At 49.7% G+C, this 16082-nt stretch carries 3 protein-coding genes; all 3 read left to right on the forward strand.

What is annotated here, in order from left to right; translation table 11 throughout:
* Nucleotides 1–34 precede the first annotated feature (34 nt).
* A complete protein-coding gene (locus KBW69_RS13970) occupies nucleotides 35–7708 on the forward strand; it encodes an AAA family ATPase (RefSeq protein WP_257281244.1) in 7674 nt (2557 codons plus the stop codon).
* A 144-nt stretch (nucleotides 7709–7852) separates the two neighbouring features.
* Nucleotides 7853–15277, forward strand: coding sequence for an AAA family ATPase (locus KBW69_RS13975; protein ID WP_257281245.1), 7425 nt, complete (start codon nucleotides 7853–7855; stop codon nucleotides 15275–15277).
* Between the two features lie 150 nt (nucleotides 15278–15427).
* The coding region (locus KBW69_RS13980) for a hypothetical protein (protein WP_257281246.1) at nucleotides 15428–16082 on the forward strand (655 nt) is incomplete at its 3' end.

The raw sequence follows: 16082 nt of genomic DNA on the forward strand, positions 1-16082 counted from the left end.
TACAGTCCTTCGGATTGCAGTACGGAGATTGACTATGGATGGTCAGATTGGCAGAACAACAAACAAACGCATTCTTGGCAGTGAGCTGCCTCATGGTGGCGTGCCACCCAAGGCGGCAAAGCTGGAGTTATCGTCAGAAAAGAAGGTGAAAATCTGCGCTGAGTTAACCTCGAAACTCACTCTGTCATCACCTCCGATTGTGTCGCCTGACACAGAGAGAGCCGTATCCTCAACAGATTCCCCGCTCTCCGGGGTCTCTCATTCCTTCGACTTTCGTTTTGTCGCCAGTGATGATGAGGTTCGACAGCTTTTAGTGGCCGAGGCCAGCGACGAAAATCGTGATGTCACACTTATCTCCGATCCCGATGACCTCTCGCAGGATAATCTGGTGAGCCGGTTGAGTATTTCCGGCGATGGTCGCCACGTTCTCCGTTCAGGCAAGCTGTTTGAAGGTCCAAAGCCACTCACTCTGGTGATGGATATCCGCAAGCTCACCAGCGGGGAACTGCCGAAATTTAACGATCTACTGGACCCGGATAACCCCTGCCTATACGACAAAGTCAGCAAGAAGAAACGCCCTCTGGGAGAACACGTTGCCCTGCTGGTTCTGGCAAACCCTGAACAGTTGGCATCGGTTGGCCAGCGTGACGACGCTCCGGGAGCCGCCGCTCCGGGAGCCGCCGCTCCGGGCGCTGATTTTTGGCGGCGAATTAATCGACCGGGAAATACCTGGCAGTTTGACCCACAGACCGGAAACGACCAGGCGATGGAGATCAACGAAGCTCCCCCGGTATTGGCTGAATTCCCCAGCGCCAAAAGTGCTATGGATGACGGCCATACCGTCCTGATTGACTGTCACTTGCACAGCAACTGGCGACAATTGCTGTTGGGTGGCCCCGGAGTGGATGAACAGGGGCGAATCCAGCATATTCCCGGCAGACTTGAGTCATTGAGGGCAGGACAAAGGGTGATTCTGAAAGGAGCCGACTGGCAGGATCTGGCCTTTGAGCAGGCGATCCGGCAGATGCTGGCGCAAAAGTGCTATGAGAGCAACGGGGAAATCTGTCAGTTACCTGACGATATTCAGTTTTATCAAATGCCGGTAGGGAAGGACGAGCTTCAGGCACTGTTCCAAAGCCTGTCACGCTCTCTTGAAAAAGAGCAAGCACCACAAAACCCGATCATCATTAACCAGAGTAATATCAGGGAATGGCTGAGCCCGATTGCCATCGCCCCGGAAGGCCATGCAGTCCCTAACACCTGCCTGTTGGAACAAGTTCGGGCGGGTGGTGTCATCACCGTAACGTCTCCCCTCACCGAGGCACTCTGGTTTCGTTTACTGGGTTCACTGCAAACGATTCGCGAGAACACAGGTCTGGAGCCCCGACTTCAGGTAGCTCATTCAAAACAGCAGCCGGAAGCTTTGGGATTGGCAGAAAACGATGAGCGCCCCGTGAGAGATCGGGCCATCTTTAACAGCGTGACGTATCAGCAACCTGCTCAGGCAAGCTATTGGATCAATAATAATCAGAAAACATCCCTGGTGATTCAGGTTAATGAACAGACCAGTCTCAGCCAGCTTTTTGACAATATCCATATCACCTCGGAACAAAAGGCACGTTTTGGCCGACGTCAGAGTGCGTTACAGGATGCATTAACCTCTGGCAGGCCAGTTGTATTGCGAGGACTGGAAAGTAATCCAAACCTTCAGCGGCTTCTGGAACCTCTGGTTATTGGGCAACCTCTGTTGGTCAATGGTCAATTACAGGCCTACCCTCAAGCTCATGTCACCCTGCTCTGGCCCGAGTCTGCAAAAACTCAATCTTCGGTAATCAGTTCAATGGTTGCCACAGCAGAACCATGCTTTGGTGTCGATATCTGGGATATCAATGGGAACAAGCATGATATCCCCCTGACTGAGCTGCCCGAACAGGCACTTCACCAACTTTACGAAGCGTTTAAAACCGTACCTGGCGACCTTTGTAACCCCCTGCCTGAACTAACTGAAGGATTGTTGAATAACCTGATACTGGCTGCCCGGCGGGCTCAGCAGGTTGATCAGTCACCACAGCTGCTGCCCCGCCACTGGCGCAAGGCCATCAATAGTGTCATCACCCACGGCACCCGGCAGAATCCGTCAGTGCGGGATTTTATGAAAGTGGCCTGTTGTCAGCTACTGCCAGATGCCTATGAGAAACCGGATGAGCATCAAACCGCCTCGGTTGACCCGGATCGGTTAAATGACTTCATCAATAGTGCCCCGCAGTTGGATAGAACCTGTGTGCAGCAGAGCCCATGGCCACTGGCCAGAGCCTTTGACCCGGCAACCTTTAAGGAGACTCGATTTAGAGCATTAGAACTGTCCTATAAAAATCCATTTCCATCTTTTTGGACTAGTGAATCATTGGATAAGCTCTGTGCCATGATCGTTGCCCATGTCCCGGAACAACAACGACAGGCAATAGCCCATCTGTTGGAAGTTGATCCAGCGGCAGCAGAGCAATATCAAACGTTAGCTATCAGACCCTCAAGACAGATGAAACGTTTGGAGGATGCACTGGCATCTGGCTGGCAGTTACCTTTGTCATCAGGACAGACCCGATCCGATGCCATTCAGGCTCTGGCCAACGATTGTTTTCATATTGCCAGAACAGTCAATTCCGACGTAGCAGGCATTAAACACATAGAGAATCGACTGTCTCAATCACTGGAATGGCAGGGTACTGCTGATCAGCCACTGTCGGCACTGGCCCATGATCTTTATCACGGTCTGGTGGATCAGAAGGATCGTGAAAGCCGTCGATTATCCCGACTCCATGACCGGCTTGCGGACTCTCCCGTTCTGTTCCTGCAAGGAGAAACCGGCACCGGCAAAAGTTACTTTTCCGCCAGAATGGCAAAGGCTTCAGGACAGGCTTCAGTGATTTCCCTTGGACCTTCTGACAGCGAACAAACCCTGATGAAACGCTGGCAGTGGCAGGAGCACGCCAATGGCGACCGCGCTATGAAGCAGCAAAACCGGATGCTCATGGAATGGGCCCGGACAACACACGACAAAGACGGAGAATATGTAACCCTTATTCTGGATGAAGCCAACCTCGCCAAAACGGGATTACTGGCGTCACTGAATGGCCTGTGGGAGCCGCAACCCTGCATCTATGTGAATGGTCATCCTGTCAAGGTCAGCTCAAAACACCGGGTGATTCTCACCGGTAACCCGGATCATTACGCCGGACGCCAGCTGGACCCGGCCCTGAAAGAGAAATTGCCGAGGGCTTACTACCCTCGCCTGGATCGGGCTTTCCTTCGGGACAGGGTGGTGGAACCGGCTCTGATCAAGCAGTTACAACGGCATCTGCCGGAGCCTCAAATAAACGACATTGCACACATTGCCACCAAGAGTGTGATGGCACTCTGGCAATATTATCAGGAACTGTTGCCAGAGCATGAGTTTACCCCCAGAGATCTAACGGATATCTGCAGCTGGATGGGTTGGTATCTGGATTGTGCACTACCGGTAAGCGACAGTGTTAACTACAAGCAAATCAATGGTTTGATCCAGCAAAGTTTTCGGGATGTGCTGGGTTCCGAAATCAGCGAGACTGATCAGGATGCCCTGACAGCACTGGAAATCTGGTTTGCTACTCGTTACCACTCGGACAACACCCTGAGCAACAAAGTTCATCACCAGACCACCCTGCTGCCTATACAGCAGGCCTTTAAAAAATTCACCGAACAAACCCGACCTGACTTTGATATTTCCGGATCAGCAGTCCATGAACTGGTGCAACGGCTTGGACAGGATTTAAGCCGCTGTCAGCAAGCTTATCAGCTCAACAGACAACACGACGGACGTCAGGCGACGCTGATCGAAGGCCCCGCCGGACGGGGTAAGGATGCCACGCTTAACCTGATCATTGAAAGTGTCAAACGGCAGGCTGAGCACCGGGGAGAATCCATGCCAGAGGTCTTTCCCCTGAATGCCTGTGATTGTTCCTGGGACAAAGTGTGTGAAAAGATCCAGACGGCAAAAGTGCATGGCGGCATCGTGGTTATTTCAGAAATGAATCTGATCGACAGCCAGCATCTGGAAGGTGAATTGAACGATATTCTGGCCGGCGACGCCCATCCAGGATTCCATCTGTTTACCACCATCAACCCACCTGAGTACAGCGGGCGAAAACCCTTATCACCGGCGCTGAAAGGGCGTTTCCGGCATTTGCCTATCCGGCAGTACAGCTCGGCAGAATTGCAGACCATTGCCGAAAAAGTGCTGCCGAAGACCCTGCAGGGGAAAATCATCGCTGAACATCTGACTAAGCAACATTGTCGTTTAAGAACTGAACTGCAACGGAAAAAACTGCCGTTGCAGCCGACCAGTCTTGACTTACAAAATGTGGCCATAGCCGTCATCCGAGGGGGCGATTTTACCGAAGACGGACTAAACCAATGTATTAATCAGCATTACCGGCTTTATCTGATGGCTGCTGGGATATCGCTGGAGGCATTGCCAGAGTCATCGGCTCTTCTCACGAGTAATGCTGATCTTGATTCTAAACTTTGCAAATGGTTCAACGAAACGGTATCAGACATTGATCGTCCATGGTTGATACGAATCGGTGATCTCAACAGCATTGATGAAAAACGCCACGAAATTTGTATCAAGTCTGACCTGAGTGGAGAGGAAGCCAGAACCGAAATCATCAAGAGGGTAGCTCAGGCCAGTTGGCAAGCATCCGGTCTTTCCGTGAAACCGGGTGAGTCCGACGATATTCTCACCCAGGCGCTATACCGACACTGGCAGCAACGCTGGTTTGATCATAAGTTTGGCCAGACTGGCGTGGACGTTAATAGCGTATTTCCCCTGACGGAAGAAGAAAAACAAACGCTGAAATTATCAGCTAACCAGCCTTATCTTCGGGAGGCTGATCAGCGGATAGAGGCATGGAATACCAATGCCGTTCAATGTTGGCCTGTATTTTGGCATCAGATGAGTGATCTGCTGAGCCATCTCGTTGATGATTATATTGACGAAGCACCCGTAATTGGCAGTGATAACGATTCTGAACAATACCTGCCACAAGTCCACGAAAAACAGGCTCCGGCATTGGATCAGAATACGAACCATGAGCCACAACCTGTTAACGAAGCGTTGACTATTGGCACTGATGAAGCGCCTGAAAAATACATTCCAGAAGCCCACGCGGAAATGGCTCCGACATTGGATCGGATAACAAACTATGAGAATCGGAGTAAGCCAAAACGTAACGAATATATAATTTTTAATAGCCAGAGACATCTTCCCAGCTTTTATCGGTTTAGGGCAGAGGACGTTTATGTGTCTGATAAGGGCGAGATCTCAAGGATCACTATTAATGATCTTCATATGCAGGGAGCCGAAGTCCTCATTCCTGACCGGTTACCAGGGCAAGACCAGGAAGTGACATTGGCCAGTGACCAAACACTGGCAACCTTTGACTGGACATCGGACGATGATCAATGTGAATTGCCCGACCTGACGCCTAACGACTATATCGTAGCCCTGCGCCTCGAGCCCGATATGAAATTTACTCTGATCAGGGACCGATATACCGGGCTTCACACACTGTTTATTCCAGAGGCCAAACCCAACCAGAGTATTCAAATTGCTTATGTCGTAGAACCCAGAATAGCGGTCAGAAAAACACCTGCCAGAGGAGCCGGACCATCGCGACCAACACGTTTTGATGCCCGTTGTTCCGAAGGTATGAAAAACGTACTGAAAAACCTGTTTGACGTCAATCGCCAACAACCAGCCGATGTAAAGGTGCTTTTGCAGGGAATACAGGACACTACAAACACGAGGCAATGCATTGAGGCGATCGCGCACTATTGCAAACAGTTTTCTGGCGATGCTGAACCAGGGCGCTATGAGAATTTCTTTCAATTCCTGGTAACACGGCGACAAGGAAGCTGTCGTCATCGTGTGCCTGTTTTTATTGCTCTTTGTCGTTATTTTGGCATTCCATGCCGACTAATTTCCAGCCGTATCCACGCCTTTGCAGAGTATTCCCCGGATGGAGGCGAAACCTGGGCACGAGTGGATTTGAGCGGATCATCTGTCGAGAAAACAATCATCAAATCTAACTTCCAGCCCATCAGAGAGGTCAGTGGCTCTGGCGCTGGGTCAAAGAAGCTTAAGGATCTCCTGAAAGGGGCTGATTTAGCACAACAGCAAGCTCTGACTGAAGCCTATGGTATTAGCCTTGAGGAATTGAAGAGAGCCATTGAGACAGGTGGTGCATTGCCAATAACCGATCCGAGCACATTCACAATAGTTAAGAAGCTTTGGGAGAAAAAAGATTTACCTGAGTTTTCCATGGGTGTCTCAATATTACTGGAGACAGAAACATTGAGCTATTCCGAGAAGGAATTGGTCGGCGATGTCTATGACCCAGGCAGGCGTAAGTATAAACTCATGTCGGAGGCGGTAAAAAAAATATTGTCCAACAGTGATGGAGAGCAAATCACTGAACAGCTCAAGCTACTCCATTCAAAAATGATTGTTCAGGCCGGAGCAAGCCCTCACCAGTGGTTGAGTTCAATCATCGAAATACTGAAGGACAGTGACTTAAACAAGCCTTCGATTATTCGACTTGCCGATGCAGCCCTGGAATCGGGTTGGCTAAATCCGTTGCCGACCGACGAGAGGCGTATTGTAAACGCCTTTGAGCATCATGAACTATTGTTGCGTCTGGAACGTATTGATGAACTGAAAGTTAAAGCCGCCCAATGCCTGAAAAATTGGTATAAGGAATTGTTGTCCAAGGAAAAAAATAGTCAGCAATGGCAGTCGGCTTATGAAGAATTCCAAAATAAAAAAGGTAATGTCTTGTTCGTTACTCATTGTCATGATGGGTTTTCGCCATTTCTTAAAGCTAACATTACCGATCCATCTTTGCAGACCGCCTGGACAGACGAACCTGAGGGCGTACCGAATATAGAACGAATGCTGGTGCGCCAGCCTGCCTTTGAGCAATTAACCTCGGACAAGGCGAACCACCGTCCGGTGATTATCCTGGGGCAACCTTCCTGGTCCGGCAGCACAGTGTTGTATGAAAAGATCGAAGCTCTGTTGCAAATAAAAGCTGAGAGTAGCCCGAACTTGAAGCAGTTATTGGAAAAAATCAAACTACATCCCCTTCGGGTATCACCGAGGGACATGAAGCTTCTGAATGATTTAAAAGGAAAATGCCTGCAAGCAATTCAGCACGCCTTCAGTCATTACCTGTATGGAGTGACACACTCGAAAGGAGGTTGCTTAACCTATTGTTGGGGTGATGCTTCCGTTCTTCCATACGGTCATCAGGATGTCTTTGATAAGCCTGATCCATTCCTGTTGAAGATGCTGCACCATTTTCATATAAAACACTTCAAAGGCAGTCACTTATCGTTTGCTTCGGGCGAGGCTCCTGCCCCGCTTGACGATGGTCGGAACAACTATGGCGCTCATGAGCCATCCTCACCGGAAGAGCTGTATGCCATGATGTCTGTCATCAATAGCTCTTCAGAGCTTCAGACATCTGTTATGGATGCCCACTTAAGGCAAGCACTCAACGCCAATAACGCTCTGGTGCTCAAATCCGATGAGCTGACAAAAATTGCCCAAGAGTTTTTGAACAGCGTGAATTTGAATTCCTTGTGTGATTCATTGGGTACATGGCCATAGTTTGTTCATGACGAGTATTTCGAAATCAATGATGTCCTTCAATGGTTACGGCTAACTATCCAAATGGAACTTTAGGTCTTTCTTAAGGTCATATTATTAAACACTTTCAATACAGTCCTTCAGATTGCAGTAGGGAGATTGACTATGGATGGTCAGATTGGTAAGGCAATAAACAAACGCGCTCTTGGCAGTGAGATGCCTGATAGTGCCGTGCCAACCAAGGCCGCAAAGCTGGAATTACCGTCAAAAAAGAAGGTGGAAATCCGTGCTGAGCCAATCTCCAAACAAACGCTATCATCACCTCCGATTGCATCGCCTGATAAAGAGAGAGCCATATCCTCAACAGATTCCTCGCTCTCCGGGGTCTCCCATTCCTTCGATTTTCGTTTTGTCGCCAGTGATGATGAGGTTCGACAGCTTTTAGTGGCCGAGACCGGCGACGAAAATCGCGATGTCACGCTGATCTCCCATCCCGATGACCTCTCACAGGCTAATCTGGTGAGCCGGTTGAGTATTTCCGGCGATGGCCGCCACACTCTGCGTTCAGGCAAGCTCTTTGAAGGATCAAAACCATTCACCCTGGTGATCGATATCCGCAAGCTCACCAGCGACGAACTGCCGAAATTTAACGATCTGCTGGACCCGGATAACCCCTGCCTATACGACAAAGTCAGTCAGAAGAAACGCCCCCTGGGAGAACATGTTGCTCTACTGGTTCTGGCAAACCCTGCACAGTTGGCATCGCTTGGTCAGTGTGATGACGCTGCGGGAGCCACCGCACCTGGGGCTGATTTCTGGCGACGAATTAATCGACCGGGAAATACCTGGCAGTTCAATGCTCAGGCCAATAATGACCCATCGATGGCTATAGACAGAGCTCCTCCGTTAAAAGCTCCTCCGCTATTGGCTGAACTCCCCTGTGCCGAAAGTGCTATGGATGACGACAATACCGTTTTAATTGACTGCCATTTGCACAACAACTGGCGACAGTTGCTGCTGGGCGGCCCCGGAGTGGATAAACAGGGGCGAATCCGGCACCTCCCCGGCAGGCTTGAGTCTTTGATGGCCGGACAACGGGTGATTCTGAAAGGGGCCAACTGGAAAGATCTGGCCTTTGAACAGACGATTCGACAAATGCTGGCGCAAAAGTGTTTTGAGAGCAACGGAAAGATCTGTCCATTACCCGACGATGTTCAGTTTTATCAGATGTCAGTAGGCAATGACGAGCTTCGTTCACTGTTCCAAAGTCTGTCACAACCAGCTGACAAGGGACTTGATAAACCGCACACACCACGAAACCCGATCATCATTAACCAGAGTAATATTAGCGAATGGCTGAACCCGATTGCCATTGCACCGGGTGGCTATGCAATCCCTAACATCTGCCTGCTGGAACAAGTTCGGGCAGGTGATGCAGTCGTCGTGACTTCTCCGCTTAGCGAGGCGCTCTGGTTTTGTTTACTGGGCTCACTACAGACGATTCGCGAGACGACCGGCCTGGAGCCCCCACTTCAGGTGGCTGATTCCGGACGACAACCGAAAGCGCTTGGATTAGCAGAAAACGATGAGCATCCAATCAGAGATCGTGTCGTCTTTAATACCGTCACTTATCAACAACCTGCCCAAGCCAGTCATTGGATAAACGATCAGCCGCAAGCATCTCTGGTCATTCAGGTCAATGAACAGACCGGCTTCAGTCAGCTGTTTGATAATATTCATATCAGCTCGGAACAAAAGGCGCATTTTGGACGACGTCAGAGCAAATTGCAGGAAGCATTAACCGCTGGCAAACCGGTTGTATTTCTGGGACTCGAGCGTAATCCGACACTTCAGCAGCTTCTGGAACCTCTGGTTGTCGGGCAACCTCTGTTGGTGAATGGCCAATTACAGACCTACCCGGAAGCTCATGTCACCCTGCTCTGGCCTGAGTTTACAAGAAGCCGGTCTTCCATATTTAATTCGATGGTTGCCATGGGTAAGCCGTGTCCTGAGGTCGATCTCTGGGCTATTAATGCCCTCAAACACGGAATCCCCCGGATTGAGCTGCCAGAACAAGCGCTTGATGAACTTTACGAAGCATTTAAAACCGTACCTCTCGACCTTTGTAACCCTCTGCCTGAAATGACCGAAGGGTTGTTGAATAATCTGATACTGGCTGCCCGGCGAGCACAGCAGGTTGACCAGTCCCCACAACTTTTACCCCGCCATTGGCGCAAGGCCATCCATAGCATCATCACCCATGGCACCCGGCAGAATCCGTCAGTGCGTGATTTTATGAAAGTGGCTTGTTGGCGGTTACTGCCCGATGCTCATGAGAATCAGACCGCCTGGGTAGACCCGGATCAGTTAAATGACATTATCAGTAGTGCCCCACGATTGGACAGAGCGTCTGTGGAGCAGCACCTTTGGCCACTGTTCAAAGCTTTTGACCCGGGCGTATTTAAGCCATTAGAGCTGTCCTATGAAAGTTCATTGCCATGGGAGGATCGAAAAGAAATTCTGGACAGGCTCTGCACCCTGATCGTGGCCAATGCGCCCGAACAACAACGACAGGCAATGGCGTATCAGTTGGCAGTCGATCCGGAGTCAACAGAGCTCTATCAATCCTTAGCCATCAGGCCTTCAAGACAGATTAAACGTTTGCAGGATGCACTGGCTTCTGGCTGGCAGTTGCCTTTGCCACCGGGGCAGACCAGATCCGATGCCATTCACTCTCTGGCCACCGATTGTTTTTACATCGCCAAAACAGCGAATTCCGACGCAGCAGGCATTGAGCACATAGAAAATCGACTGTCTGAATCGCTGGAATGGACGGGTTCCACCGACAAGCCCCTGTCAGCACTGGCTCATGATCTTTATCACGGCAAGGTGGGCCAGAAGGATCGTGAAAACCGTCGGTTATCCCGACTCCATGACCGGCTTGCGGACTCCCCCGTGATATTCCTGCAGGGTGAAACCGGCACTGGCAAAAGTTACTTTTCCGCCAAACTGGCGAAAGCTTCAGGACCGGCTTCGGTCATTTCCCTTGGACCTTCCGACAGCGAACAGACCCTGATGAAACGCTGGCAGTGGCAAGAGCACGCCGATGGCGACCGCTCTATGGCGCAACAAAACCGGTTGCTGATGGAATGGGCCAAGACACCAGACGACAAAGACGGAGAATATGTCACCCTGATCCTGGATGAAGCCAACCTGGCCAAAGCCGGATTGCTGACATCATTGAACGGCTTATGGGAACCGGAACCCTGCATTTACGTGAATGGTCATACCGTCAAGGTCAGCAAAAAACACCGGGTGATTCTTACCGGTAACCCGGATCACTACGCCGGGCGCCAGATGGACCCCGCCCTGAAAGAGAAATTGCCCAGAGCATACTACCCCCGCCTGGACCGGGCTTTCCTTCGGGACAGAGTGGTGGAACCGGCTCTGGTCAGGCAGTTACAACGGCATCTGCCAGAACAGCAAATAGACGACATTGCACATATTGCCACCGAAAGTGTGATGACACTCTGGCGATATTACCAGGAACTGTTGCCAGAGCATGAGTTTACGCCCAGGGATTTAACGGATATCTGCAGCTGGGTGGGATGGTATCTGGATCGTGCGCTACCCATAAACGACAGTGTTACCGATAGACAAATGCACGGTTTGATCCAGCAAAGTTTTCGGGACGTACTGGGTGCCGAAATCAGTGACACCCATCAGGATGCCCTGTCAGCACTGGAAATCTGGTTTGCTGCCCGTTACGAACCGGACAACACCCTGAGCGACAAAGTTCATCACCAAACCACCCTGCATCATATACAGCAGGCCTTCAAAACATTCACCCAACAAACCCGACCCGACTTTGATACCTCCGGATCGGCAGTCTCTGAGCTGGTGCAACGGCTGGGACAGGATTTAAGCCGTTGTCAGCAGGCTTATCATCTCAACAGGAAACACGGCGGTCGTCAAGCAACACTGATTGAAGGCCCCGCCGGGCGTGGTAAAGATGCCACGCTGAACCTGGTGGTTAAAACTGTCAAACGGCAGGCTGAAGAACGGGGAGAATCGACGCCAGAGGTCTTTCCCCTGAATGCCTGTGATTGTTCCTGGGACAAAGTGTGTGAAAAGATCCAGACAGCAAAAGTGCATGGCGGCATCGTGGTGATCTCGGAAATGAATCTGATCGACAGCCAACATCTGGAAGGTGAGCTGAATGATATTCTGGCCGGTGACGCCCACCCGGGCTTCCATCTGTTTGCCACCATCAACCCACCGGAGTACAGCGGGCGAAAACCTTTATCACCGGCGCTGAAAGGACGTTTCCGACATTTGCCGATCCGGCAGTATAACCCGGCAGAATTGCAGACCATTGCTGAGAAAGTGTTACCACAGACCCCGGAAGGGAAAATCATGGCTAAAAAGCTGACAGAAGCACATTGTCGATTAAGGACTTACCTGCAACAAAAAAACCTGCCGTTGCAACCGACCAGTCTTGATTTACAGAATGTGGCCAGGGCCGTTATCAGAGCAGGGGATTTTACTGAAAACGGACTTCGTCAATGCCTCAATCGGCACTACCGGCTTTATCTGATGGCCACCAACCTGTCACTGGAGGAACTGCCAGAGCCACCGGCTCTTGCGGTGGGTAACGGAGCGCTTGATCCTGAAATGAGCCAATGGTTCTACCAAACGGTATCCGGCATTAATCGCCCGTGGTTTATACGACACAGTGATCGCGACAGTATTGATGAAAAACACCATGAGATTTGTATTAAAACTCGTCTGGATAAAGAAGAAGCCAAAACAGAAATCATCACGAAGTTGGCTCAGGCCAGGTGGCAGAAATCCGGTCTTCCCCAGAAGCCGGATGAGTCGGACGATATATTCATCCGGGCACTGTACCGACACTGGCAGCACAGCTGGTTTAACCGTCATTTTGGCCAGACGACCGTGGACGCCAATAGCGTATTTCCCATGACGGATGAAGAGGAACAAACGCTGAATATGCCGACTTCCCAGCCTTATCTCCGGGAGGCTGATCAACGGATAAGCGCATGGAATTCCAATGCCGTCCAGTTATGGCCTGGGTTTTGGTATCAGATAAGCGGTCTGCCGAACCATTGGGTTGGCGATGATATTAACAAAGCGCTGGCTGTGGACGGTGATAACGCTCCTGAACCATACAATCCTGAAGTCCTCGAGAAAGAGGCTCCGGCATTGGACCGGAGCACGAACTTTGAGGCCCGGAAGGTTACAGAGTCCGGGGATCATATAATTTTTGATACGTATGAGGATATTTCCCATATGTATCGGTGCTCAGTACTGGATATTTATGTGACTGCTGAGGGTCATATCAAATCGATCAATCTTAAGGATATACACATCAGGGGGGTCGAAACCCTCATGCCTGACCGGTTACCCGGACGTGACCAGACATTGACATTAGCCAGCGATCAAACGCTGGGAACCCTGGACGTGTCATCGGACAACGGTCAATATGCATTGCCCAGCCTGAAGGCTAACGATTATATCGTGGCCCTGCGTACAGAACCCGATTTGCGATTTACCCTGGTCAGGGACAACTATACCGGGCTTCACACACTGTCTATTCCTGAGGCCAAAGCCAACCAGACTATTAAAGTGACTTATGTCGTAGAACCGAGAGAGCCGGGCAAAGAAACACGTGTTAAACAAACCCGACCTGCAACAGATTTGGACACCTACTGTTCAGAAGGCATGAAAAAAGTACTGAACAAAGTGTTTACGACCATTGACCAACAACGCTCAGCCAAAGTACGGGAGCTTTTGCAGGCCATAAAAGACGCTAAAGACACTGATCAACGAATCAAAGCGATCAAGGCGTATTGCGAACAGTTTTCCGGTAAGGCTAAACCAAAGCGCCATGCCAATTTCTTTGAATTTCTGGTAACACGGCGGCAGGGTAGCTGTCGTCATCGTGTGCCTGTTTTTATTGCTTTTTGTCGTTATTTCGGGATTCCATGTCGGCAGGTCGAGAGCTTTGTCCACCGCTTTGCTGAGTATTCCGGGGATGGAGGGCAAACCTGGGAATCAGTGGATTTAAGTGGGGCACCTGTAGTGACAGTAAAAACGACTAGTGATTTCCAGCCCAACATAAAGATCGAAGACTCCATGGCTAAGTCAAAGAAGATCAAGGCTCTCCTGAAGGATTTCCTGAAAGGTGCTGATTTAACACAACAACAAACTCTGGCTAAAGCGTGTGGCGTGAGCCCGGAGAAACTGAACAAAGCCCTTGAGACAAACAGTGCATTACCGGAAATTAATCTAAATATTTCCAAAATAGTCAAGAACCTATGGGAGGAAAACAATTTAAGCAGTTTTTCCGTGGGCGTCTCATTACTGGTGTTGCTTGAGACAAAAGAATTGACCAAGGACGAGATATTATTGCTCAGTATTACGACTGATATAGGTGGGAATGTCTCTGAACCAATGTCAGAGGCAGTAAGAAAAATAGTGTCAAACAACGATGAAGATCAAATCATTGAACAACTTAAGTTACTTCATTCAAAAATGATTCTTCAGGCCGGAACAAGCACTGCCCTCTGGTTGAATTCAATGGTGGATATACTGAAAGGCAGTGACTTAACTAAACCTTCGGTTATTCACTTTGCCAGCGAAGCCCTGAAATTGGATTGGCTGGATCCACCGTCGACCGATGATTTGAATAGGGTCAAGATCGATGAGTATCACCGGCTATTGGTAAGCTTGGAAGCTGTTGATGAACTGAAAGTTAAAGCAGCCCACTGCCTGAAAAAGTGGTACAAGGAATATTTGTCCAAGGAAAAAGATGGCCATATATGGTTGTTATCTTGTGCACACTACCAAGAGGAAGAAAGTAGTACCATGTTTGTCACTCATGGTCATGATGGGTTTTCGCCATTTCTTAAAAGTGCAATAGCCTGCTTATCTTTACAGACTTCCTGGTCGGACGAACCTGAGGGCATTCCAAATATAGAGCGAATGCTGGTGCAGCAGCCTGCGTTCAGGAAGTTAAACTCAGGCAGGGCGAGCCACCGACCGGTGATTATCCTGGGGCAACCTGCCTGGGACAGCACAGTGATTAACGAACAAGCCGACGCTCTGTTTCAACGAAAAGTTGAGAACAGCCCTGACCTGAAGCTGTTATTGGAAAAAATCAAATTGAAGTCCTCTGAGGTGTCCTCGGAGGATCAAAGGCGTTTAGATGATTTAAGAGACAAATACCAGCAAGCGATTCAGCAGGCCTTCAGTTATTACCTGTATGAAGTAACACACTCAAAGGGCAGTAGTTTAACGTATTGTTGGGCTGAAGCTTCCATGTGGAAGTCCAAAATGAAAAATTTCTATGGCTCTCATGAGCCATCCTCACCAGAAAAGTTGTTTGACATGATGTCTCATATTAATAGCTCTTTATCGTTTCAGAATTCTATTAATGATGCTTACTTACGGGAGGTACACAATGCCAGTAACGCTCTGGTGCTCAAATCCCGTGAGCTGACAAAAATTGCCGAAGAGTTTTTGAGCAGTATGAATTTGAATTCGATTTATGACGCATTGGATGCGTGATAACCATTGGGTCATGATGAGCTTTTCGAGATCGGTGATTTCCTTCAATGATTCCGGCTAACCATCCAAATGAAACTTTAGGTCTTTCTTAAGGTCATATTATTAAACACTTTCAATACAGTCCTTCAGATTGCAGTAGGGAGATTGACTATGGATGGTCAGATTGGTAAGGCAATAAACAAACGCGCTCTTGGCAGCGAGATGCCTGATAGCGCCGTGCCAACCAAGGTCGCAAAACTGGAATTACCGTCAAAAAAGAAGGTGGAAATCCGTGCTGAGCCAATCTCCAAACAAACGCTATCATCACCTCCGATGGCATCGCCTGATAAAGAGAGAGCCGTATCCTCAACAGATTCCTCGCTCTCCGGGGTCTCCCATTCCTTCGATTTTCGTTTTGTCGCCAATGATGATGAGGTTCGACAGCTTTTAGTGGCCGAGACCGGCGACGAAAATCGCGATGTCACGCTGATCTCCCACCCTGATGACCTCTCACAGGCTAATCTGGTGAGCCGGTTGAGCATTTCCGGCGATGGCCGTCACACTCTGCGTTCAGGAAAGCTCTTTAAAGGATCAAAACCATTCACTCTGGTGATCGATGTCCGCAAGCTAACCAGTGAGGCGCTGCCCAAATTTAACGATTTACTGGACCCGGATAATCCCTGTCTGTACGACAAAGTCAGCCAGCAGAAACGTCCTCTGGGCAGGCATGTTTCACTGTTGGTCTTGGCTGACCCTGCGCAGTTGGCATCGGTTGGCCCGTGTGATGACGCCCCCGGTGCTGATTTCTGGCGGCGAATTAATCGAC

This window comes from Endozoicomonas sp. ISHI1, assembly GCF_024606225.1.
In the GTDB taxonomy this organism is placed as follows: Bacteria; Pseudomonadota; Gammaproteobacteria; order Pseudomonadales; family Endozoicomonadaceae; genus Endozoicomonas_A.

Coding starts and splice junctions, on each gene's coding strand:
- KBW69_RS13970 (WP_257281244.1), top strand. CDS start 35: ATGGATGGTCAGATTGGCAGAACAACAAACAAACGCATTCTTGGCAGT.
- KBW69_RS13975 (WP_257281245.1), top strand. CDS start 7,853: ATGGATGGTCAGATTGGTAAGGCAATAAACAAACGCGCTCTTGGCAGT.